This window comes from Tardiphaga sp. 866_E4_N1_4, from assembly GCF_052076075.1.
Taxonomy (GTDB): domain Bacteria; phylum Pseudomonadota; class Alphaproteobacteria; order Rhizobiales; family Xanthobacteraceae; genus Tardiphaga; species Tardiphaga robiniae.
Map to the genome: position 1 here is coordinate 2,132,426 of NZ_CP197242.1, position 21,386 is coordinate 2,153,811.

The window sequence follows — 21,386 nt, forward strand, 5'->3', positions numbered from 1 at the left end:
TTTGCATCACGCAAACATGCGTAGTTTGACAGGGTCAGGAGCGGAGTAGTGGCAGGGCGGCAGCGTATCGACCGCGTGAGACGCCAGTACAATCAATGGGTCGCCAACCAGACCCTGGAGGATTACGCACTCCGCTTTACGGCGAAGAGCGCCAGGCGCTGGTCCGCCGCGCGGGTCGCCAACACGGCATTAGGCGCCATTTCGTTTCTCGCCCTCGAGGCCATCGGCGGCACCATCACCATCAATTACGGCATGACCAACGCCACGGCAGCGATCCTGGTGGTCAGCGTCATCATCTTCTGCTGCGGATTGCCGATCGCGTATTATGCCGCAAAATGCGGCATTGATATCGATCTCCTCACCCGCGGTGCCGGTTTCGGCTATATCGGCTCGACTGTTACCTCGCTGATCTATGCGTCTTTCACCTTCATCTTCTTCGCCATCGAGGCGGTCATCCTCGCCTCGGCACTGGAGATGTGTTTCGATATTCCGCGCCCCATCGGCTACCTGATATCGGCCGTGGTCATCATCCCCTTGGTGACCCATGGCATCACGCTGATCAGTCGTTTCCAGCTCTGGACCCAGCCGATCTGGCTGGTGCTCAACCTGCTGCCTTTCGCGGCCATCGCCTATGCCAGTCGCGACTCCTTCGTGGCCTGGACCAAATTTCCGGGCGACCACGGCAGCGCCGCCGGCCATCTCGATCTCCTGCTGTTTGGCACGGCCGCTTCGGTCGTATTCTCGCTGGTCGCGCAGATCGGCGAACAGGTCGACTTCCTGCGCTTCCTGCCGCGCGACCGCCGCAGCTCGCGTGCGAGCTGGTGGGTGGCGCTGCTGTGCGCGGGCCCGGGCTGGATCATTGTCGGCGCGATCAAGCTGCTGGCCGGCTCGTTCCTCGCTTATTTCGCACTGACCCACGGCGTTTCGGCCGAGCACGCCGCCGAGCCCGCGCATATGTATCTCGAAGCGTTTCGCTATGTGCTGTCGCAGCCTGATCTGGCGCTCGCTTTGACAGGAACCTTCGTGATCCTGTCGCAGCTCAAGATCAACGTCACCAACGCCTATGCGGGCTCCATCGCCTGGTCGAACTTCTTCTCTCGCCTCACCCACAGCCATCCCGGCCGCGTCGTCTGGCTGGTGTTCAATGTGCTGGTCGCGCTGCTGCTGATGGAAATCGGCGTCTACAAGGCGCTGGAGCAGACGCTGGCGCTGTACTCGAACGTTGCGATTGCATGGGTCGGCGCGCTGGTCGCCGATCTCGTCATCAACAAGCCGCTCGGGCTGCGTCCGCAGCAGATGGAATTCAAGCGCGCACATCTCTACGACATCAACCCGGTCGGCGTCGGCGCCATGCTGGCCGCCACCGTGATGTCGGTCAGCGCCTTCTACGGCCTGTTCGGCCCCACAGCCAAGGCACTGTCGCCGTTCGTAGCCTTGCTTACCGCGCTTGTGACCGCCCCCATCATCGCCTTCGCGACTGGCGGAAAATATTACATCGCCCGCAAGCCGAAGCGCGCCTGGCAGAACATGGCAGCGATCCAGTGCTGTATCTGCGAACATTCGTTCGAGCCCGAGGACATGGCCCACTGCCCGGCCTATGCCGGCCCGATCTGCTCACTGTGCTGCTCGCTCGATGCGCGTTGCCACGATCTCTGCAAGCCTCATGCGCGGATCGACGCACAGATGTCGGCGACGTTCGGCAAATTGCTGCCGGAGCCGATCCTGGCCCGGCTCAATTCGCAGCTCGGCCATTATCTTGGCGTGTTCATGATCGCTGCCGGCCTTGTCGGCCTGACGCTGGGACTGATCTATCTGCAGACCTCCGCCGCATCGCCGGGAGACAGTGCGCAGGTCTCGGAAGTGCTGTGGAAAGTGTTCTTCGCGCTGGCGATCATCATCGGCGTGGTGGCATGGCTATTCGTGCTGGCCAAGCAAAGCCGTCGCGCCGCCGAAGCCGAGACCAAGCGGCAGACCACCCTGTTGATGCAGGAAATCGACGCCCACAAGCGCACCGATGCCGAGCTGCAGCGCGCCAAGGAGGTCGCAGAATCCGCCAATCTCGCCAAGAGCCGCTATGTGGTCGGCCTCAGCCACGAGCTGCGATCGCCACTCAATGCCATTAGCGGCTACGCACAATTGCTGGAGCAGGATGAGAGCCTGCAGACCCGCCCGCGCGATCAGGTGCGCGTCGTCAAGCGCAGTGCCGATCATCTCTCCGGACTGATCGACGGCATTCTGGATATTTCCAAGATCGAGGCGGGGCGCCTGTATCTCTCGCGTGACGAAGTGCGCCTCACCGACTTCCTTGATCAGCTCGTCGGCATGTTCCGCCTGCAGGCCGCAGCCAAGGGCATCGACTTCGTGTTCCGGCGGCCGAACATCCTGCCCACCGTCGTCTATGCCGATGAGAAGCGGTTGCGGCAGATCCTGATCAACCTGCTCTCCAACGCCATCAAGTTCACGCAGGCCGGCAGCGTCCAGTTCGTGATCCATTATCGCAGCCCGGTCGCCGAATTCGAGATCATCGATACCGGACCTGGCATTCGTCCCGACGATCTGGAACGCATCTTCGCCCCCTTCGAACGCGGCGCGCTTGGCGCTGCGCAGCCCCACACTGGCACCGGTTTGGGCCTCACGATTTCCAAACTGCTCGCCGGCGTGATGGGCGGCGATATCCGTGTTAGCAGCCAGGTCGGCACCGGCAGCACCTTCCGCGTCAAGATGCTGCTCTCCGAGGTGACCAATCCCACCCGCATCGCGCCGGTGGATGCGCCGATCTATGGCTATCACGGTATCAGAAAGACCATTCTGGTCACCGACGACGATCCGACGCAGCGCGACCTCTTGCGTCAGGTGCTGACGCCGCTGGGCTTCATTCTTCTGAGCGCGCCCGATGGCCAGGCCTGCCTCAGCCTCGCCCAGCATTGCCGGCCCGATCTGTTTCTGCTGGATATTTCCATGGCCGGCATGGACGGCTGGACCGTCGCGGAGAAGCTACGGTCGTCGGGCCACCATCAAGCGCGTATCCTGATGGTCTCGGCCAGTGCGCTGGAAGCCCATGGCACGCCGCTCGCCCAGCCATTCCACGACGGCTACCTCATGAAGCCGATCGAACTGCCGCGGCTGCTGGAACAGATCGGACAACTCCTGAAGATCGAATGGCAATACGAACGCGACGAAGTGGCACCGCTGCCGCAATGGACGCCGAATAGCGGCGCCCGGCCGCCCGTGCATCATGTAGAGGAACTCATTAGCCTCGGGCAGATGGGGCACATTCGCGCCATCCAGTTGAAGCTCGACGAGATCGGCAATGAACACCCCGAACATGCCGACTTCGTCGCCCAGATGCGTTCGCTGATCGATCGCTTCGACCTCGATCAATACATGGCCACTTTGAAGACGCTGTACACCTATGACCACTGAATCGAAAAAACGCGACGTCGCGCTGGTGGTCGACGACTCACCGGAAACATTGCGGCTACTGACCGACGCGCTCGATGGCGCCGGCATGACCGTGATGGTGGCCATGGACGGCGCCGCTGCGATGCGGATCGTCGAACAGATCACGCCGGACATCATCCTGCTGGATGCCGTCATGCCGGGAATCGACGGCTTCGAGACCTGCCGCCGCCTGAAGCGCGATGCGGGTCTCGGCGACGTGCCGGTGATCTTCATGACCGGGCTCTCCGAGACCGAACACATCGTGCGCGGCCTCGAGGCAGGCGGCGTCGATTACGTCACCAAGCCGATCATCATCGAGGAAATGCTGGCGCGGATCCGCGTGCATCTCGCCAATGCGCGGCTGACGCAGAGCGCGCGCACCGCGCTCGATGTCTCCGGACGCTTCCTCCTTGCCGTGAGCAACAAGGGCAATATCCTGTGGGCCACGCCGCAGGCGCAGAAATTGCTCGGGGATCACCTGATCGCCGCCCCCAATGATGAATTGCTGCTGCCACCAGTCATGATGCAGTGGCTCGAACAGATGCAGCGGCCGGGCGCCAAACCGGCACCGTCATCGGGCTTTCCGAGCAACGAGCTGCTGCGTCTGCAATATATGGGGAAAGTCGGTTCCGACGAATTCCTGCTGCGGCTCGCCAAGGAAAACGCGCCGACTGCTCCCGCCGAATTCAGCAAGGAGCTTGGCCTCACCGGCCGCGAGGGCGAAGTGCTGTCCTGGCTCAGCAAGGGCAAGAGCAACCGCGATATCGCGCAGATACTCGGCCTCTCACCGCGCACCGTCGACAAGCATCTCGAGCAGATCTACGCCAAACTTGGCGTCGAGAACCGTACCGCGGCTGCGGCAATTGCGGTGAATGCGAGCCACAGACGGCAATAGCCGCGACGTGATCGTCGCGTAGTTCGACCGCTGCTTCGATCAGTCTGATACTGCACCGCACGCGCGGCATCGCGGCGCGTGCTCGCACCTTTCCACGCGAGAATTCGCTATTGACAAACCTTTTCGCCAATATCTAATTTGTCGAAAAACAGAGAATGAATGGCCCGACACGAGGCCGCATTGGGGAGAGAAACACATGACACGCCAGTTCCTGGTGTGCGCAGCCGCGCTCACGCTTTGGACATCCACCGCCTCCGCTCAGGTCTCCGACGACGTCGTTCGCATCGGCGTCCTTACCGATCTCTCAAGCTGGGGGCGCGACAACAGCGGCCCCGGATCGGTTGAAGCCGCGAAGATGGCGCTCGAGGAATTCGGCCCGACCGTTCTAGGGAAACCGATCGAGATCATCAGCGCCGATCATCAGATGAAGTCTGACGTCGGCATCCAGATCGCGCGCAACTGGTTCGACGCCGGCAAGGTCGATGCCGTTGTCGATATCCCGAACTCCGCCATCGCCATCGCGGTTCATAATCTGGCGAAGGACCGCAACAAAATCGCACTGCTGTCCGGCCCCGGCGCAAGCACGCTCACGGATGAACTGTGCAGCCCCAACACGGTCCACTTCACCTACGACACCTACGCGCTTGCGAAGGTGACGGCCTCTGCTGTGGTCGCCGGCGGTGGAAAGTCATGGTTCTTCATCACGGCCGACTACGCCTTCGGCAATCAGCTTGAACAGGACGCGACGCGCTTCATCAAGGCGAGCGGCGGCACGGTGCTGGGCGGCGTTCGCCATCCGACCAACACCGCCGATTTCTCGTCCTTTGCGCTGCAGGCGCAGAACTCGAAGGCCGAAGTCGTCGCCTTCGCCAATGCCGGCCAGGACACTGACAATTCGATCAAGCAGTCCGGCGAGTTCGGTCTCGTCAAGGGCGGACAGAAACTGGTCGGCCTGTTGATGTTCGACACGGACGTGCATGCCATCGGGCTGGAAGCGGCTCAGGGCACATACCTGACAACCGCGTCCTACTGGAACATGGACGACAAGACGCGCGCCTGGTCGAAGAAGTTCTTCGACCGCACCAAGGTGATGCCGACCATGATCCAGACCGGCGTTTATGGCTCGGTGCTGCACTATCTCCAGGCCATCAAGGCTGCCGGCACCGACGATCCGGCCAAGGTGATGGCCAAGATGCGCGAACTGCCCATCGAGGACACCTTCGTGCATGGCGGCAAGCTGCGCGAGGACGGCCGCGTCATCCGCGACATGTATCTGGCCCGCGTCAAGAAGCCATCGGAGTCCAAGGAGCCTTGGGACTATCTGGACATCGTCAAGACCGTGAAGGGCGATGACGCGTTCCGGCCCATCTCTGAATCGAAATGCCCATTGCTGAAGAAGTAAGGTCTCATGGCTGCTGATCCCAAAGCGAATATCGAGCTCTATGAATGCGACGTGTTGGTCGCCGGCTCCGGCTGCTCCGGCATGTCGGCTGCGATTACCGCCAAACATAGCGGGCTCGATGTCCTGATCGTCGAAAAGGAGCCGCGGTTCGGTGGCACGACCGCGCGCTCCGGCGGCTGGCTCTGGATTCCCGGCACATCGCTGGCGCGCGCCTGGGGCATCAATGAAGGCCCTGACGAGGCGCGCACCTATCTGCGCCACGAGGCCGGCAACAGTTACGACGCCGCACGCGTCGATGCGTTTCTCGCCGCAGGGCCCGAAGCGATTGATTTCTTCACAAGCAAGACGGCGGTGCGCTTCGACATGCCGCTGACTTTTCCCGACTACGACGCCGAAGCGCCCGGCGGCAAACAGGGCGGCCGTTCCATGGTGGCCCGGCCGTTCGACGGGCGTGAGCTCGGCGAACATATCAAAGATATCGGCGCGCCCCTGCCCGAACTGACGGTGTTCGGAATCATGCTTGGCTCCGGCAAGGACATCATCCATTTCATGCGCGCGACGAAGTCGCTGACCTCGGCGATCTATGTGGCCAAGCGGCTCTCGAAGCACTTCATGAATGTGCTGCGCTATGGCCGCGGCATGACGCTGACCAACGGCAACGCACTCGCCGGCCGGCTCGCCAAATCCGCCTTCGACCTCAAGATCCCGCTCTGGCTGTCATCGCCGGTGCGCGAACTGATCATCGAGAATGGGGCGGTCCGCGGTGCCATCGTCGAGCGCAACGGCAAGCGCATCCGCATCTTTGCACGCCGCGGCGTGGTGCTCGCATGCGGCGGCTTCCCGCACGACATCGAACGGCGCAAGGCGATGTTTCCGCATGCGCCGACCGGCCGAGAGCACTATTCGCCCGGCCCGACCGGCAATACCGGCGACGGTCTTCGTCTTGCCGAGTCCGTGGGCGGCCGTGTCGAGGATTCATTGCCGAATGCCGCTGCCTGGGTGCCGGTCTCGGTCACCCATCGCAAGGACGGTAGCAAGGGTGTGATGCCGCACTTCATCGACCGCGCCAAACCAGGCGTGATCGCCGTGATGCGCGACGGCGCCCGCTTCGCCAATGAAGGCAATTCCTATCACGCCTTCGTCCAGCAGATGATGAAGGCAGCGAAGCCCGGCGAGGAGATCGCGGCCTGGCTCGTCTGCGATCATCGCGCGCTGCGGCAATATGGGCTCGGCGCCGTGCCGCCATTCCCGATGCCGATCGGCCAGTATCTGAATTCCGGTTATCTCATCAAAGGTAATACGCTCGAGGAACTCGCGGGCAAGGCCGGCATCGACGCTGGCAGCTTTGTCACCACTGTCGCGCAATTCAACAACACCGCCGCCGAAGGCCGCGATCCCGCCTATGGCAAGGGCTCACGCGCCTATAATCGCTATCAGGGCGACGCCAATCATGGGCCGAACCCCTGCGTTGCACCGATCGAACAGGGGCCGTTCTATGCCATCAAGATGGTGATCGGCGATCTCGGCACTTATGCCGGCATCAGGACCGATGCGCAGGCACGCGCGCTCGATGCCGGCGGTCAGGTGATCAACGGCCTCTATGCGGCCGGCAATGATATGGCGAGCATCATGGGCGGTAATTATCCCGGCGCCGGTATCACGCTCGGCCCCGCGCTCACCTTCGGCTATATCGCCGGCCGCCACCTCGCCGGCATACCGGTAAAGGCGGCATGATGGCCAGCTTCGCACCCGATCTGCTGAAGGGTCAATTGGCGCTTGTCACCGGCGCTGCCGCTGGCAACGGTCGCGCGATTGCGCTGGGTCTGGCTGCACATGGCGCCGATGTCGTTGTGACCGACATCGACCGCGATGGCGCTGCGCGCACCGCGAGCGATATTGCGGCCACAGGGCGGCGATCGTGGCATCACCATCTCGACGTCACGGATGTCGATGCCTGCCGACAGCTCGCACAGACCGTCAAAGCGAGTGCCGGCGACATTTCGAGCTTGATCAATAATGCCGGCATCATCATTCGCGAGGGCATCGACTCCGAGCGCGCGGTTGAGAACTGGCGGCGCGTGCTCGACGTCAACCTCAACGGCGTGTTTAACGTCACCCATGCCTTCCTGCCGGCCTTGCGCGCCCGGCGTGGCAGCGTGATCAATCTTGCTTCCATCGCCTCTTTCGTCGGGGTCGCCGATACGCTCGGCTATTCGCCCTCCAAGGGCGGCGTGAAGCTTCTGACGCAAGCGCTGGCGCGCGAAGTTGCCAAAGACGGCGTGCGCGTCAACGCCATTGCGCCGGGCGTGATCGAGACGGCGATGACCGAAGCGACGCGCAACGATCCCGCGCGGCTGGCCGGCTTCCTCGGTCGCACGCCACTGGGGCGCGTTGGCCAGCCCGATGAGCTGATCGGCCCCGTGGTCTTCCTCGCCTCCCCCATGGCGTCCTATGTCACGGGCGTGACCTTGCCAGTGGATGGAGGCTTCCTGGCCGTGTAGTGTCTGCGGCACTGGTTTGGGGCAAGCATGGCTAAAGAGAGTCGCGGCATTCAATCGATCGAGGTCGGAGGTGAATTGCTGCAAGCGCTGGTGCGCAATGGGGAACCGATGATGCTGCGGGATCTGGCCCGCGAGGCCGGAATGTCACCGGCCAAGGCGCATCCCTATCTTGCCAGCTTCTCCCGTATCGGCCTGATCGAGCAGGACCCGTCCACCGGGCGCTATGAATTTGGTGCACTCGCCCTCGAACTCGGCATCGTCACGCTGCGGCGCCTGTCGGCGGTTCGCGTCGCAACGCCGGCCATCACGGCATTGGCCGGTACCATCGACCACGCCGTCTCGCTGGCGATCTGGGGTACCCATGGACCCACCGTAGTGCGCATGGAGGAGCCCAGTCATCCCGTACATATCGCCATGCGCGTGGGCTCCACGGTATCGTTGCTCGAAACCGCGACAGGGCGGATATTCGCGGCATTCATGCCACCCGCAACCATCAATGCCGCGCTCACCGAGGATCTCGATCGGCTCTCGATCGGCTACGACCCGAACCGGAAGATAAAAGGCCCGGCCATCGACAAGATCCTCGCCGACATTCGCACGCGCGGGTTGGCCCGCGCCGTTGGCGAACCCCTGCGCGGCGTCAATGCCTTCTCCGCACCGGTGTTCGATCATAGCGGCGCGGTGGTTCTGGCCGTGACCGCCATGGGCGCGGTGGGCACCTTCGACGTCAACTGGAACAGCCCGATCGCCAAGGCTCTGCTCGATTGCACCAATGCAATCTCCCGCCGCCTCGGCCGCGACGTCAAGGACTGAGCAGCGCAGCAGACGGCCTTGCAAAATATCTCAATTTGAGATATTGAGGAGCTGCATGCGGGTTATCTCAAACAGCGCATTGGTGAGCTTCTCCGCCACGCATTCCGCGGCATCGATACCGCTGCAGGCGTGGCGCAAGATCGTGGAATCGCGCTTATTCAAGAATTTCGCTGAGATGAAGGCGACTTTTAACGCCATCGATCGTGTCGGCCCATATTACGTTTTCGATATCGGGGGCAATAAATTCCGGATCGTTGCCGCCATCCATTTCGATAAACAACGCCTGTATGTCAGGCACGTGTTCACACACAAGGAGTACGACGCATGGAAACCATGACGCTGACCCGTGCGGACGTCGATGATCTCGCCGAGCATCTGAGCGCCATTTCAGCGCGCATTCCGCTTCAAACCATCAGATCAAAGCGTGCCTACAAGACAGCGACGGCTGCGATGAATGCACTCCTCGATGCAGGCGGCGCCGATGAGAGCAATCCGCTGTCGGCACTCGTTAGCCTCCTCGGCGAACTGATTGCCGATTATGAAGACGCGCATTCTTCGCCCAAAACAATATCGCCAGCCGACATGTTGCGTTTTCTGATGGATCAGCACGGCCTCAGCCAGGGCGACTTGCCCGAAGTTGGAAGCCAGGGCGTTGTGTCAGAAATCCTCAGTGGGAAACGTGACCTGAATGTGCGTCAGATCAGGCTCCTATCCGAGCGTTTTGGCGTTGGACCGCAGGCATTCGTCTAACGACTGAGGTATCACGTCCGGCCTCGCCGTCACCACCCTGCCTTGAGCCAGCGCGTCGGTGCCGACCGGGAACGCAGGTCAAGCCGGCGAGGACAACGGGTGCAAAGTTGTCTGACAACCCGACGCGTGGCCTTGTCGCCCCAGTCCATCGTGTTACGATCCCTTTAGGCGCATCTCCGGTCCACGGGGAGCGACCATAAAATCACCGCCGGTCAAGGCGGCTCGAGGGAGGATGACACATGGCTCTTTACGGCCCGACACGTCGTGCCTTTGTGCAGGGGGCGCTCGCCACCAGCGCGCTTGGCCTCACCGGCATTCCAGCTTTCGCCGATCCCGCCTGGAAGAAATATGCAGGCACCACGATTGAAGCCAATCTGATCAAGGGTCCGCGCGGCGAGCTGCTGCAGAAATACGCCTCCGAATTCACGGAATTGACCGGCATCAAGGTCGAATCCGAAGTGATCCCCGAGCAACAGCAGCGCCAGAAGGCAGTGATCGAGCTCACCTCCGGCAAGCCTAGCTTCGACGTCGTGCATGTCAGCTACCACGTCCAGAAGCGCCAGTTCGAAAAGGCCGGCTGGCTCGCCGATCTCACCGGATTCATGAAGGATCCGAACCTGACCGCGCCGGACCTGAAAGTGGAAGACTTCTCCGCCGGCGGCCTGCAATTCGCCCAGAACGACAAGGGCGAGATGCACTCGCTGCCGTGGTCGGTCGACTATTTCATCCTGTACTACAACAAGGAGATGTTCGCGAAGAAGGGCGTCGCGGTTCCGAAGACCATGGATGAGATGGCAGCCGCCGCCGAGAAGCTCAACGATCCCGCCAACGGCATCTACGGCTTCACCGGCCGGGGCTTACGCAACGCCAACATGACGCTGTGGACCAACTTCTTCCTGAACTATGGCGGCGAGTTCCTCGATGCCAAGGGCAATATCCTGACCGATGGGCCCGAGGCGATCGAAGCGACCAAGATGTATCAGCGCCTCCTCACCAAGACGGCACCTCCGGGCGTCGCCGGTTTCAACTGGATGGAGTCGATGGCGTCGCTGACGCAGGGCCGCGCGGCCATGTGGATCGACGGCGTCGGCTGGGCACCGCCGATCGAGGATCCCAATGCGTCGCGCGTGGTGGGCAAGATCGGCTACACCGTCGTGCCGGCCGGGCCGAAGGGGCAATTCTCCGCCGCCTATGGCGACGGCATCGGCATCGCCAAAACCTCGACCAAGAAGGAAGCCGCCTATCTCTATTGCCAATGGGCGGTGTCGAAGACCATGGGCGCCCGGCTGTTGCAGAGCGGTGGCGGCGTGCCGTTCCGCAACTCGATCCTCAATGACGAGACGGTGCGCAAGGGCGTGAAGAACCAGGAATGGCTGGATTCGGTGATCGCCTCGGCCAAGATCAGCAAGCTCGGCCTTCCGGTCATCGTTCCTGTCGCCGAATTCCGCGACCTTGTCGGCGCCGCTGTGACTGCGACTTTGGCAGGAGCAGATCCGGCCACCGAGCTGAAGAAAGCCCACGAACAGTTCCGGCCGATTCTGGAGCGCAGCGAAAAATCGTGAGCGAACTGACAGCGGGAAAGGCAGCCGCCAAAACGACCGCAACGGTCGCGGTCGAAACGGCGACTGCGCAAAAGAACGAGTGGCGGCCAATTTCCTATTGGCCGTTCGTGATCCCAGCGATGATCGTCGTCATGGCGGTCATCATCTTCCCGTGGGTCTATACGATCTGGATGAGCCTGCACGAATGGAAGGTCGGCCAAGCGCCGACCTTCGTCGGCTTCGCCAATTATCTCAGATTGCCGAGCGATGCGCGTTTTGTGGAATCCGTGGGGCACACCCTGGTCTATACGGCGCTATCGGTCGCGCTGCCGCTGATCCTTGGCACGCTGGCGGCGGTGATCTTCAACAACAAGTTTCCGCTGCGCGGCTTCTTCCGCGGGCTCTTCATCCTGCCGATGATGGCAACGCCGGTCGCTATCGCGTTGGTGTGGACGATGATGTTCCACCCGCAGCTCGGCGTTTTGAACTATCTGCTGTCGCTGTTCGGCCTGCCGCCATCGCTCTGGGTGTTCCATCCCGCCACCGCAATCCCGTCGCTGGTGCTTGTGGAAACGTGGCAATGGACGCCGCTGGTCATGCTGATCGTGCTCGGCGGCCTCAGCGCCATTCCGACCGAGCCCTATGAAAGCGCCCAGATCGACGGCGCGACACCGTGGCAGACCTTCCGCTACATCTCGCTGCCGATGATCATGCCGTTCCTGTTCATCGCGGCGATGATCCGCATGATCGACGCCGTGAAGAGTTTCGACATCATCTTCGCGATCACGCAAGGCGGCCCCGGCAGCGCCTCGGAAACCATCAACCTGTATCTCTACAGCGTCGCTTTCGTCTATTACGACGTCGGCTACGCCTCCGCGATCGTGGTCGTATTCTTCGCGCTTATCGTCGCCCTCGCCGGTGCTCTCTTGCATCTGCGTCAGCGCACCCACTGGAACGAAGCCGGAGGCAGTGCCTGATCATGCGGGACTTTCTCAACAAACTCGGCCTGACCTTCGCCTTCATCGTCATCGTCTCGCCGGCGGTGTTGTTCTTCCTCTGGATGCTGTCGCTATCGCTGAAATTCGAGATCGACAACGCCTCCTATCCGCCGGTCTTCATCCCCGACCGCATCAATTGGGGCAATTACGCTGCCGTCATCGAATCCAAGCGGTTCATGACCTATTTCTTCAACACGCTGATCGTCACCGGCTCGGCGACCTTGTTCGCTCTCATCATCGGCGTGCCTGCCGGTTACGGGATCGCACGCATGCGCGCGCGCAAATCGGCCATCGTGATCCTGATCGCGCGCATCACCCCCGGCCTGTCCTATCTGATCCCGCTATTCCTGCTGTTCCAGTGGCTTGGCTTGCTCGGCACGCTGTGGCCGCAGATCATCATCCATCTCGTGGTCACCGTGCCGATCGTGATCTGGATCATGATCGGCTATTTCGAGACGACGCCGATGGAGCTCGAAGAATCCGCCATCATCGACGGCGCCACCCGCTGGCAGGTGTTCCGCCACGTCGCCCTGCCGATCGCGCGCTCCGGCATCGCCGTTGCCTTCATCCTCTCGGTGATCTTCTCCTGGAACAATTTCGTGTTCGGCATCGTGCTGGCGGGACGGGAAACGCGGACACTGCCGGTCGCGGTCTACAACATGATCTCATTCGATCAGTTGAGCTGGGGGCCGCTGGCGGCGGCCGCCCTGATCGTGACACTGCCGGTGCTGCTGCTGACGATGTTTGCACAAAGGCAGATTGTGGCGGGACTGACCGCGGGCGCGGTGAAGTGACGAGTTAACTTGCAGCAACCTTGCGCTGCTCATCCGGCGCCGTTTCGCTCGCTCCGATCAGGCGCTTGAGCTCCGGAATGCATGAGCCGCAATTGGTGCCGGCCTTGAGCGTCGCACCGATCTCCGCCGCTGTCCCCGCACCGGCTGCAATGGCATCGCAGATGGTGTTGCGGCCGACGCCGAAACAGGCGCAGACGATGGGCCCTGCACTCGCAGCACCATCGGCGGACTTTCCGGAGAGCAGCATGCGGCGCTGGTCGTCGCTCACGGTCTCGGCGGCGAACAATTCCTTCACGGCGTCCCAGGAGAGCGCCCCCTCCGTCGGGCCGATGAACAGACAGATCTCGATCCCGTCATCCTTGAACGACACAGCACGATAAACGCCACGACCGATATCTTCATACTCAGCGGCATCATCGCCCAGCAACGGCTTCAGCCAGTTCTGCCAGGTCTCGACATCGGTATTGTCCGAGAGCAGATAGCCGACGCCGCCCGTGACTGCGACGCGCGCCCATTGCACGCCGAATGGCATCTCCAGCGGACTACGCGACAGCACGAAGCCACGCTGTGCAAACACCGCAGGTGCGATCGCCACCGGCGTGGCCTTGTTCTCGGGCTGACCGGAGAACGGGTCGGTGATCGGCGCGACAAGTCCACCGACACGCGCGAAGCCCGCGGTCTCGTCGTTCCAGTGGATTGGCGCGAACAGCATGCCGCGCTGCTGGCGCTCGCTGACAATAACTTTGAGCACGCATTCGCCATAGTCGGTCGTCAGCCGCGCATGGCCGCCATCGACGATGGCGAACGTCGCGGCATCGTCCGGATGGATCTCGACGAAGGGCTCCGGAATATGCTGGCCGAGCCGCGGGCTGAGGCCCGTGCGCGTCATCGTGTGCCACTGATCGCGAACGCGGCCAGTGTTCAAACGTAGCGGGCGCTCGATCGACACCTGCGTGCGCAGCTCCGGCGCCTCCGGCGCGATGAAACGCGCGCGCCGGTCATTGGCGTAGAATTGGCCGTCGGCGAAGAAGCGCGCCTGCGGCTTCGTCGTGCCCTGACGCACCGGCCATTGCACCGGGGCCATGGTGTCGAAGGCCTCGTCCGAGACCTTCATCAATCCGCCGATATCGAAGTCGCGATGGCCGTTGTTCTCGAAGGCCGAAAGGGCCGCGTGCTCGCGAAAAATCTCGGCGGCCGACGTGTAGGCAAATGACGCGCCATAACCCAGGCGCTTGGCGACTTCGCTCAGCGCCCACCAGTCCGGTCGCGCCTCGCCAGGCGCGCGGAGGAACGAGCGCTGCCGCGACACGCGGCGTTCGGAATTGGTCACCGTGCCGGACTTCTCGCCCCAGGCCAGTGCGGGCAGCAACACATGCGCACCGGCATTCACGGTGTCATTGGAGCGCACATTCTCCGACACCACGAACAGATCGAGCTTGCTCAGCGCCGCGCGTACGGCATCGGCGTCCGGGAGCGACACCGCGGGATTGGTGCCCATCACCCACAACGCCTTGATCTCGCCACGGCCGATGGCTTCGAACATCTGCACAGCCTTGAGGCCTTCATGGGTGGCGATATGCGGAGCCTTCCAGAACCGGCGCACACGGTCGATATCGACAGGCGTGAAGCCCATATGGGCTGCGAGCTGGTTGGCGAGGCCGCCAACCTCGCGGCCGCCCATGGCATTCGGCTGGCCGGTCAGCGAGAACGGCGACGCGCCGGTCTTACCGATGCGGCCGGTGGCCAGATGGCAGTTGAGGATCGCATTGACCTTGTCGGTGCCCTGCGCCGACTGATTCACGCCCTGCGAATACAGCGTGACCACACGCGGCGTCGCCTTGAACATCTGGAAGAAGGTCGCGACATCGATCTCGTCGAGTCCGGTCGCCTTTGCTGTCGCCGCCACGCTGCCGGCGATGGTTCTAGCCCGCGCCAGCGCGTCGTCAAAGCCTGACGTATGCTCATCGATATAGCTGCGATCGAGCGCCCCATTATCGGCGAGATAGGCGAACAGCCCGCTGAACAACGCGGTATCAGTGCCGGGCTTCAGGCCGAGAAACAGATCATCATCGCCGACCGTGTCGGTGCGGCGTGGATCGATCACGACGATCCGTGCGCCCCGCGTCTGCTTGTTGGCCAGCATGCGCTGATACAGCACCGGATGGCACCAGGCGGCATTGGAGCCGACCAGCACCAGCAGATCTGCCTGGTCGAGGTCCTCGTAGCACCCCGGCACCGTATCGGCGCCAAACGCACGCTTGTGGCCAACCACGGATGAGGCCATGCAGAGCCGCGAATTGGTATCGACATTGGCACTGCCGAGAAAGCCCTTCATCAGCTTGTTGGCGACGTAGTAATCCTCGGTCAGCAGTTGGCCGGAGAGATAAAAGGCTACGGCACCGGGGCCATGTTCGGCGGCGACCTTCTGAAATCCTTCGGCGATATGATCCAGCGCATCGCTCCAGGCGACCTGCACCATCTCGCCGTCGTCGCCCCGCATCATCGGATGCAGCAGACGCTCGTCGAGGCTCAGCGTTTCGCCGAGTGCCGATCCCTTCGAGCAGAGCCGCCCGAGATTGGCGGGATGCGCGGAATCGCCCGCAATCGCTGCGCCGCCGTTGCCGTCCGGCGTCGCCAGCACGCCGCAACCGACGCCGCAGTAAGGGCATGTCGTGCGCGTGGCGTGCAAATGCGGATCAACCGCGTTCATCACGCCGCCTCCGCGCGGACGGCAAGTGCGCGGCCGAACATCATCTCGGCGCGGATATCGGAAATATCAGCGCCACTGCGGATCAGTTCGAGATACCACAACGCATCCTGCGTATCGCCGACCAGCACGGCGCCCGTGAGCGCGCCATCTGCGATCACCAGCTTCTTATAGGTGCCACGGCGGACATCGTTGAGCAGCAGCGTCTCGCTGCCTTCGCCCGCCATGAAATCTCCAGCGGAGAAAACGCTGACGCCGGAGACCTTGAGATTGGTAGAGAGCACACTGCCCGTATAAGCAGCGGCCTTGCCCGCGAGATGGCGCGCCAAAACCCTGGCCTGTTCGTAAGCGGGTTCGACGAGGCCATAGCAGGTGCCGCGATGCTCGGCGCATTCGCCGAGTGCGAAGACGTTGTCGGTGCCGGTTGCCATCTGGTCGTTGACGACAATGCCGCGATTGACCGGGATTTCCGCTTCCTTGGCGAGCGACGTGTTGGGCCGGATACCGGCCGCAAAGATCACCGCATCCGCATCAAGCGTGCGCCCATCGGCCAGTTCGACGCTCTCGACACAATCGCTGCCATGAATACGCGCCGTATTGGCATTGAGCAAAATCCTGACGCCCTTCCGCTCGACCAGCGTTTTCAGGAGGTTCGCTGCAGGTGCATCGAGCTGGCGTTCCATCAGCCGGTCCATCAGATGGATCAGCGTGACGTCAGCGCCCGCCTTGGCGAGACCATAGGCAGCTTCGAGACCAAGCAGGCCGCCACCGACCACGACGACACGCTTCTTCTGCGCGGCGAGTTCGAGCAGCAGGTCCACGTCGCGGCTGTCGCGGAACACATGCACGCCCTTGAGATCACCACCGGGCACCGGCAGCCGCAGTGCAGATGAACCGGTGGCGATGACGAGTTTTGAGAACGGCACATGTTTGCCGGTGGATGTCGTGACCTCGCGCGCGGCCATATCGATGGCCGTCGCCGTTGCGCCGTATTTCAGCGTGACGCCGCGGTCGCGCCACCAGGCAGCGGGCTTCAGCTCGATCTCCTGGGATGTCGCCTCACCCGCCAATACCGACGACAGCAAGACGCGATTGTAGGCGAGCCGCGGTTCGTCTCCGATGACGGCGATGGCGTATCGACCGAGCGCGCATTTCGCCAGCTCGTCCACGAGCCGAGCCGCTGCCATTCCGTTACCAATGATGACCAGCGGCTCGCTCACGTCATATCCTTACTCGGCCGCCTGCGCTGTGCCGTAGGCTTCAGAAATCATGTAGCCGGACAGCGTGCCATAGGCTGCGGCCCAGGCTGCGGCGAGTTCGGGCGTCCATGCGTCGCCGAGGCCCTTCTCCAGGGTCCACAGCAGCGCACCGCCGACGATCGGATAATGTTCGGCCTTTACGCCATAGGCCACGTGCTGTTTGGCAAGCGCGCTCGCTGCAGGCAGTACAGTTTCGAGCCGCGTCAGGCCCGTGACGACGACACCAAGCGTCGCCATCAATTTGCGACCCTGCTCCTTCATGTCACCGCGAAACATCGGCTTCACTTGCGGGGCAACCTCGAAGAGACGACCGTAGAACAATTCCGCAGCCACATCGGAAATCGGCGCGACTTTCTTGAAACTATCCTGAACCAGAGCGACGTCGGACGCATTCATGCTAACTCTCCTTGGAGTGGAAGGTGAGCTTGTGTGTCGCGCCGCGTGAGCAAATGTTCAGCGCGCGATAAAATGCGATGTGGTTCTAGTGATAGGCCGCAGAAATCATGCGCGCCGCCAGGAAATTGTAGACCTTGTGCCACGAGGCTTCGACCTCGGGCGTCCAGCGCTCGCCAAGCCCCTGCCCCAGACTCCAGAACAGTGCCTCGCCGACAGACTCGTAGTGCGCGGCTTCCACGCCATAATGCACATGGTCTTTCGCGAGCTTGCCGATCACCGACAACAGACCTGTGATATTGTCGAGACTGCCGACGATCACCGCAAGCGTTGCGATGAACTTGTGCTTGAGCTGCGCCATGTCGCCGCGAAACAGCGGGCGCGTTTCCGGCAATGTCTCGAACAGCCGCGCATAAAACAGATCCACCATGACCGAGGAGTTCGGCCACATCTGATCGAATGACGATTGCACGCGCATGATTTCTTCGCGCGTCAGGCCTATCGAACGACTCATGATTTGCAGCTATCCGGAAAGTCTGAGCCGCATTCATTCGGTTTATCCTCGGAAGTCAAGAGGTAACGAGATGCTTACGCGGCTTCGACGAACTTGTGGCGCTCATACAGGAATTCGAGCACGCGCTTGCGGCAGTCGAGATAGACCGGGTTACTCGCCAGTTCGAGACGCTGACGCGGTCGTGCGAGCGGCACATCGAGCACTTCGCCGATGGTCGCTGATGGCCCGTTGGTCATCATCACGATGCGGTCCGACAGCAGCACGGCCTCGTCCACGTCATGGGTGATCATGACAATGGTGTTGCCGAGCTTCTGATGCAGCGCCATCACCGAGTCCTGCAGATGCGCGCGGGTCAGCGCGTCCAATGCACCGAACGGCTCGTCGAGCAGCAGCACCTTCGGCTCCATCGCGAGCGCACGGGCAATGCCGACGCGCTGCTTCATGCCGCCGGAGATTTCCGAGGGGCGCTTGTCCTTGGCATGGGTCATCTGCACGAGATTGAGATTGTGCATTGTCCATTCGTCGCGCTCGGCGCGGGACTTGGTCTTGGCGAACACCTTGTCCACGCCAAGACGGACGTTCTGATAAACCGTCAGCCACGGCAGCAGGCTGTGGTTCTGGAACACCACGGCGCGATCGGGGCCGGGCGAATTGACTTCGCGATCCTCAAGGATCACGCCGCCCATCGTTGCGCGCGTCAGGCCGGCGATGATGTTGAGCATCGTCGACTTGCCGCAACCGGAATGGCCGATGATCGAGATATACTCACCCTTGCCGAGGCTGAGGTTGATGTCCTTCAATACTTCGGACGAGACCTTACCGCGGGTGAACACCTTGTCGACGTGGTCGAGCTTCAGATATGCCTTCATGACATGTTCCCCTTAAGAGACCGAAGTGCCGTGGGTGACGAGCTTACCGAGGCCCGCGATCATGCGATCGAGCACGAAGCCGATGATGCCGACATAGAACAGCGAGAGAATGATCTCGCTGATATGGCTGGAATTCCAGGCGTCCCAGATGAAGAAGCCGATGCCGACGCCGCCGATCAGCATTTCAGCCGCGATGATGGCGAGCCAGGACAGGCCGATGCCGATACGCAGGCCCGTGAAGATATAAGGCGCAGCGGAGGGGAGCATGACCTTCCAGAAAAACTCCACCGGATTGAGCTGCACCACCGCGGCAACGTTCCGGTAGTCCTGCGGGATGTTGCGGATGCCGACAGCGGTATTGATGATGATCGGCCAGATCGAGGTGATGAAGATCACGAAGATCGCGGAAGGCTGGCCATCGCGAAACGCAGCCAACGCCAGCGGCAGCCATGCCAGCGGCGGGATCGTGCGCAGCACCTGGAAGATCGGATCGAGGCCGCGCATCGCCCAGACCGATTGACCGACCAGCGTGCCAAGCGCGATGCCAACCACGGCCGCCAGCGAGTAGCCGAGGGCGACGCGCTGCAAGCTGGCCGACAGATGCCAGAACAGGCCCTTGTCGATGCCACCGCGATCGAAGAACGGATCGAAGATCAGTTCCTTGGTGTCCTGATAGACCTTGGATGGTGGCGGCAGGGTCGACCCCGCGCGCCGGCACACGAGCTCCCAGAACACCATCAGCAGCGCAAAGACGACCAGCGGCGGGATCACGCGCGCTGCCACGTCCTTGGCTGACTTGATGTACTTGTCGTAGTTCGGCGCTTGTTTCGGAGCCAGTGCGACGCTGGCCACCGGCGGCTTCGCCAGTGCCGTTGCCGGCTCGGTCTTGATAACTTGCATGTTCATCGCACTGATCTCCGTCATGTCAGCCAGCCCGCGTTAGTCGATCTCAGACTTCGACGCGCTTGATGGCGAGCGATTTCAGATAGGCGGCGGGGTTCTCGGGATCGAACACCTTGCCATCGAAGAAGGTCTCCTTGCCGCGCGAGGTCGAGGTCGGCAGCGCAGCGCCCATCTCCTTGGCGGCTTCCTTCCAGAGGTCTTCGCGATTGACCTTCGCGATCAGCGCCTTGCTGTCGAAGCCCGCTTCGTATTTGCCCCAACGAATGTCTTCGGTCATGAACCAGAGATCGTGGCTCTGATAGGGATAGGAGGCGAAGTCGTCCCAGAACTTCATGATATGCGGCGAGTTCTCGACCACGCGACCGGTGCCGTAATCAAACTTGCCTTTGACGCGGTCGGTGACGTCTTCCACAGGGCAGTTGATCCACTGGCGCTTGGCATTGATGGCGGCAACCTCGTCGCGGTTCTCGGCCTTCTCGCAGAACTGTTGCGCTTCCATGACGGCCATCAGCAGCGCCTTGGCAGCCTTCGGATTCTTGTCGACCCAGGCGGCGCGCATGCCGAGCGACTTCTCGGGATGCTTGTTCCAGAGTTCGCCGGTGGTCAGCGCGGTGTAGCCGATGTTCTGGTGGATGAGCTGCAGATTCCATGGCTCGCAGACGCAGAAGCAATCCATGGTGCCAACCTTCATGTTGGCGACCATCTGCGGCGGCGGCACCACGATGGTTTCGATGTCCTTGTCGGGATCGATGCCGCCGGCAGCGAGCCAGTATCGAATCCAGAGATCGTGGGTACCGCCTGGGAAAGTCATCGCGGCCTTCACGGACTTGCCGGAGGCTTTCTTCTTGTCGATCGCATCCTTGAACGGCTTGGTGTCGAGACCGATCTTGAGATCCGCATATTCCTTGCCGACCGAGATGCTCTGGCCGTTCAGGTTGAGGCGCGCCAGAATATACATCGGCGTCGGCACGTTGTTCTGCGTCACCTTGCCGGACGAGATCAGGTACGGCATCGGCGTCAGGATATGCGCGCCATCGATACCATTGCCTTCGGAGCCGAGGACGAGGTTATCGCGCGTGGTGCCCCACGACGCCTGCTTCAAGACTTCTGTGTCCGGCAGTCCGTATTTGGCGAAGATGCCCTTCTCCTTGGCGATAAACAGCGGCGCCGCATCGGTCAGTGCGATGAAGCCGAGCTTGGCGCCCTTCACTTCAGGACCAGCCCCCTGTGCGAACGTCCCGGCGGGGAAGTTGAGCTTGGCCGCCGCGAGCAAGGCAGCGGTTCCCGCGCCGGCTTTCAGAAGCTGACGGCGGCTGATCTTGCGGCCCGGCTTGTTGGTCTCTGACTTCGTCATGTGCTGCTGTCGTCCTTTCGCGCCTCGGATCGCCTGCACCGTCATTGGCCCCTCGTCACTGCGCACCTCGGTCGAAGGCGTACGGACATAGCGGCGCGTCTGGGGGAGGCCCCATGATGGCAATGCTGGCTGGTGATTGATTGTGACGGCTACAATGGCGTCGCTAAGAACTATTCAAAGTTCATGCCAACCGCTGCCTGACGGAAATTTCGATAAATTGCAGTCACTTACCTAAAGGCAACAAGACCAGCG

The 21,386-nt window shown here is 62.0% G+C and carries 18 protein-coding genes; 11 read left to right on the top strand and 7 right to left on the bottom strand.

All coding sequences use genetic code 11. The features are described 5' to 3' along the window. Window positions 1-48 precede the first annotated feature (48 nt). From AB8B20_RS10600 to AB8B20_RS10650, 11 genes are all read left to right on the top strand, one after another. Window positions 49-3,423, top strand: coding sequence for a hybrid sensor histidine kinase/response regulator (locus AB8B20_RS10600; RefSeq protein WP_439072512.1), 3,375 nt, complete (start codon window positions 49-51; stop codon window positions 3,421-3,423). Continuing rightward, window positions 3,413-4,336, top strand: a complete 924-nt coding sequence (locus AB8B20_RS10605; RefSeq protein ID WP_093756660.1) for a response regulator — start codon at window positions 3,413-3,415, stop codon at window positions 4,334-4,336. The genes AB8B20_RS10600 and AB8B20_RS10605 overlap by 11 nt, the downstream gene beginning before the upstream one ends. A 196-nt stretch (window positions 4,337-4,532) precedes the next feature. Then, on the top strand, window positions 4,533-5,738 hold the full coding sequence (locus AB8B20_RS10610) for an ABC transporter substrate-binding protein (protein ID WP_439072514.1): 1,206 nt from the start codon (window positions 4,533-4,535) through the stop codon (window positions 5,736-5,738). 6 nt (window positions 5,739-5,744) lie between these two features. After that, entirely contained in the window at window positions 5,745-7,472 is a 1,728-nt protein-coding gene (locus tag AB8B20_RS10615) for an FAD-dependent oxidoreductase (RefSeq protein WP_439072516.1), read from the top strand. Beyond that, on the top strand, window positions 7,472-8,239 hold the full coding sequence (locus AB8B20_RS10620) for an SDR family NAD(P)-dependent oxidoreductase (RefSeq protein WP_439072518.1): 768 nt from the start codon (window positions 7,472-7,474) through the stop codon (window positions 8,237-8,239). Before AB8B20_RS10615 ends, AB8B20_RS10620 begins: the two co-directional genes overlap by 1 nt. 27 nt (window positions 8,240-8,266) lie before the next feature. Then, window positions 8,267-9,052: an IclR family transcriptional regulator gene (locus AB8B20_RS10625; protein ID WP_068735508.1), complete on the top strand. Its 786-nt coding sequence runs from the start codon at window positions 8,267-8,269 to the stop codon at window positions 9,050-9,052. 55 nt (window positions 9,053-9,107) lie between these two features. Continuing rightward, on the top strand, window positions 9,108-9,389 hold the full coding sequence (locus AB8B20_RS10630) for a type II toxin-antitoxin system HigB family toxin (protein WP_184518879.1): 282 nt from the start codon (window positions 9,108-9,110) through the stop codon (window positions 9,387-9,389). After that, entirely contained in the window at window positions 9,377-9,802 is a 426-nt protein-coding gene (locus AB8B20_RS10635) for a helix-turn-helix domain-containing protein (protein WP_439072519.1), read from the top strand. The genes AB8B20_RS10630 and AB8B20_RS10635 overlap by 13 nt, the downstream gene beginning before the upstream one ends. Before the next feature lie 239 nt (window positions 9,803-10,041). Continuing rightward, the gene (locus AB8B20_RS10640) at window positions 10,042-11,364 is read left to right on the top strand and encodes an ABC transporter substrate-binding protein (protein WP_089265241.1); all 1,323 of its coding nucleotides are present in this window, start codon (window positions 10,042-10,044) and stop codon (window positions 11,362-11,364) included. Then, window positions 11,361-12,320, top strand: a complete 960-nt coding sequence (locus AB8B20_RS10645) for a carbohydrate ABC transporter permease (protein WP_439072520.1) — start codon at window positions 11,361-11,363, stop codon at window positions 12,318-12,320. Before AB8B20_RS10640 ends, AB8B20_RS10645 begins: the two co-directional genes overlap by 4 nt. A gap of 2 nt (window positions 12,321-12,322) precedes the next feature. Continuing rightward, window positions 12,323-13,135 (top strand): carbohydrate ABC transporter permease, encoded by an 813-nt coding sequence (locus tag AB8B20_RS10650; protein WP_172980293.1) that lies wholly within the window; start codon window positions 12,323-12,325, stop codon window positions 13,133-13,135. Window positions 13,136-13,139: 4 nt separating this feature from the next. On the opposite strand, the gene AB8B20_RS10655 is transcribed toward AB8B20_RS10650, so the two are convergent. The 7 genes from AB8B20_RS10655 to AB8B20_RS10685 form a co-directional block, all read right to left on the bottom strand. After that, entirely contained in the window at window positions 13,140-15,845 is a 2,706-nt protein-coding gene (locus tag AB8B20_RS10655) for a molybdopterin-dependent oxidoreductase (protein WP_439072521.1), read from the bottom strand. Further along, window positions 15,845-17,062, bottom strand: a complete 1,218-nt coding sequence (locus AB8B20_RS10660) for an NAD(P)/FAD-dependent oxidoreductase (protein ID WP_184518887.1) — start codon at window positions 17,060-17,062, stop codon at window positions 15,845-15,847. Before AB8B20_RS10660 ends, AB8B20_RS10655 begins: the two co-directional genes overlap by 1 nt. Before the next feature lie 9 nt (window positions 17,063-17,071). Beyond that, window positions 17,072-17,497 (bottom strand): globin family protein, encoded by a 426-nt coding sequence (locus AB8B20_RS10665; protein ID WP_439072522.1) that lies wholly within the window; start codon window positions 17,495-17,497, stop codon window positions 17,072-17,074. Window positions 17,498-17,582: 85 nt separating this feature from the next. Further along, window positions 17,583-18,008 (bottom strand): globin family protein, encoded by a 426-nt coding sequence (locus AB8B20_RS10670; RefSeq protein ID WP_089265244.1) that lies wholly within the window; start codon window positions 18,006-18,008, stop codon window positions 17,583-17,585. 74 nt (window positions 18,009-18,082) lie between these two features. After that, window positions 18,083-18,877, bottom strand: coding sequence for an ABC transporter ATP-binding protein (locus AB8B20_RS10675; RefSeq protein WP_089265245.1), 795 nt, complete (start codon window positions 18,875-18,877; stop codon window positions 18,083-18,085). A gap of 12 nt (window positions 18,878-18,889) precedes the next feature. Continuing rightward, complete coding sequence (ntrB, locus tag AB8B20_RS10680; RefSeq protein ID WP_439072523.1) at window positions 18,890-19,783, bottom strand: nitrate ABC transporter permease; 894 nt, start codon at window positions 19,781-19,783, stop codon at window positions 18,890-18,892. 43 nt (window positions 19,784-19,826) lie between these two features. Continuing rightward, window positions 19,827-21,134, bottom strand: coding sequence for a CmpA/NrtA family ABC transporter substrate-binding protein (locus AB8B20_RS10685; protein WP_439072525.1), 1,308 nt, complete (start codon window positions 21,132-21,134; stop codon window positions 19,827-19,829). Window positions 21,135-21,386 lie beyond the last annotated feature (252 nt).

Coding starts and splice junctions, on each gene's coding strand:
- AB8B20_RS10625 (WP_068735508.1), top strand. CDS start 8,267: ATGGCTAAAGAGAGTCGCGGCATTCAATCGATCGAGGTCGGAGGTGAA.
- AB8B20_RS10610 (WP_439072514.1), top strand. CDS start 4,533: ATGACACGCCAGTTCCTGGTGTGCGCAGCCGCGCTCACGCTTTGGACA.
- AB8B20_RS10675 (WP_089265245.1), bottom strand. CDS start 18,877: ATGAAGGCATATCTGAAGCTCGACCACGTCGACAAGGTGTTCACCCGC.
- AB8B20_RS10630 (WP_184518879.1), top strand. CDS start 9,108: ATGCGGGTTATCTCAAACAGCGCATTGGTGAGCTTCTCCGCCACGCAT.
- AB8B20_RS10650 (WP_172980293.1), top strand. CDS start 12,323: ATGCGGGACTTTCTCAACAAACTCGGCCTGACCTTCGCCTTCATCGTC.
- AB8B20_RS10685 (WP_439072525.1), bottom strand. CDS start 21,134: ATGACGAAGTCAGAGACCAACAAGCCGGGCCGCAAGATCAGCCGCCGT.
- AB8B20_RS10665 (WP_439072522.1), bottom strand. CDS start 17,497: ATGAATGCGTCCGACGTCGCTCTGGTTCAGGATAGTTTCAAGAAAGTC.
- AB8B20_RS10635 (WP_439072519.1), top strand. CDS start 9,377: ATGGAAACCATGACGCTGACCCGTGCGGACGTCGATGATCTCGCCGAG.
- AB8B20_RS10615 (WP_439072516.1), top strand. CDS start 5,745: ATGGCTGCTGATCCCAAAGCGAATATCGAGCTCTATGAATGCGACGTG.
- AB8B20_RS10670 (WP_089265244.1), bottom strand. CDS start 18,008: ATGAGTCGTTCGATAGGCCTGACGCGCGAAGAAATCATGCGCGTGCAA.
- AB8B20_RS10605 (WP_093756660.1), top strand. CDS start 3,413: ATGACCACTGAATCGAAAAAACGCGACGTCGCGCTGGTGGTCGACGAC.
- AB8B20_RS10620 (WP_439072518.1), top strand. CDS start 7,472: ATGGCCAGCTTCGCACCCGATCTGCTGAAGGGTCAATTGGCGCTTGTC.
- AB8B20_RS10655 (WP_439072521.1), bottom strand. CDS start 15,845: ATGAACGCGGTTGATCCGCATTTGCACGCCACGCGCACGACATGCCCT.
- ntrB (WP_439072523.1), bottom strand. CDS start 19,783: ATGAACATGCAAGTTATCAAGACCGAGCCGGCAACGGCACTGGCGAAG.
- AB8B20_RS10640 (WP_089265241.1), top strand. CDS start 10,042: ATGGCTCTTTACGGCCCGACACGTCGTGCCTTTGTGCAGGGGGCGCTC.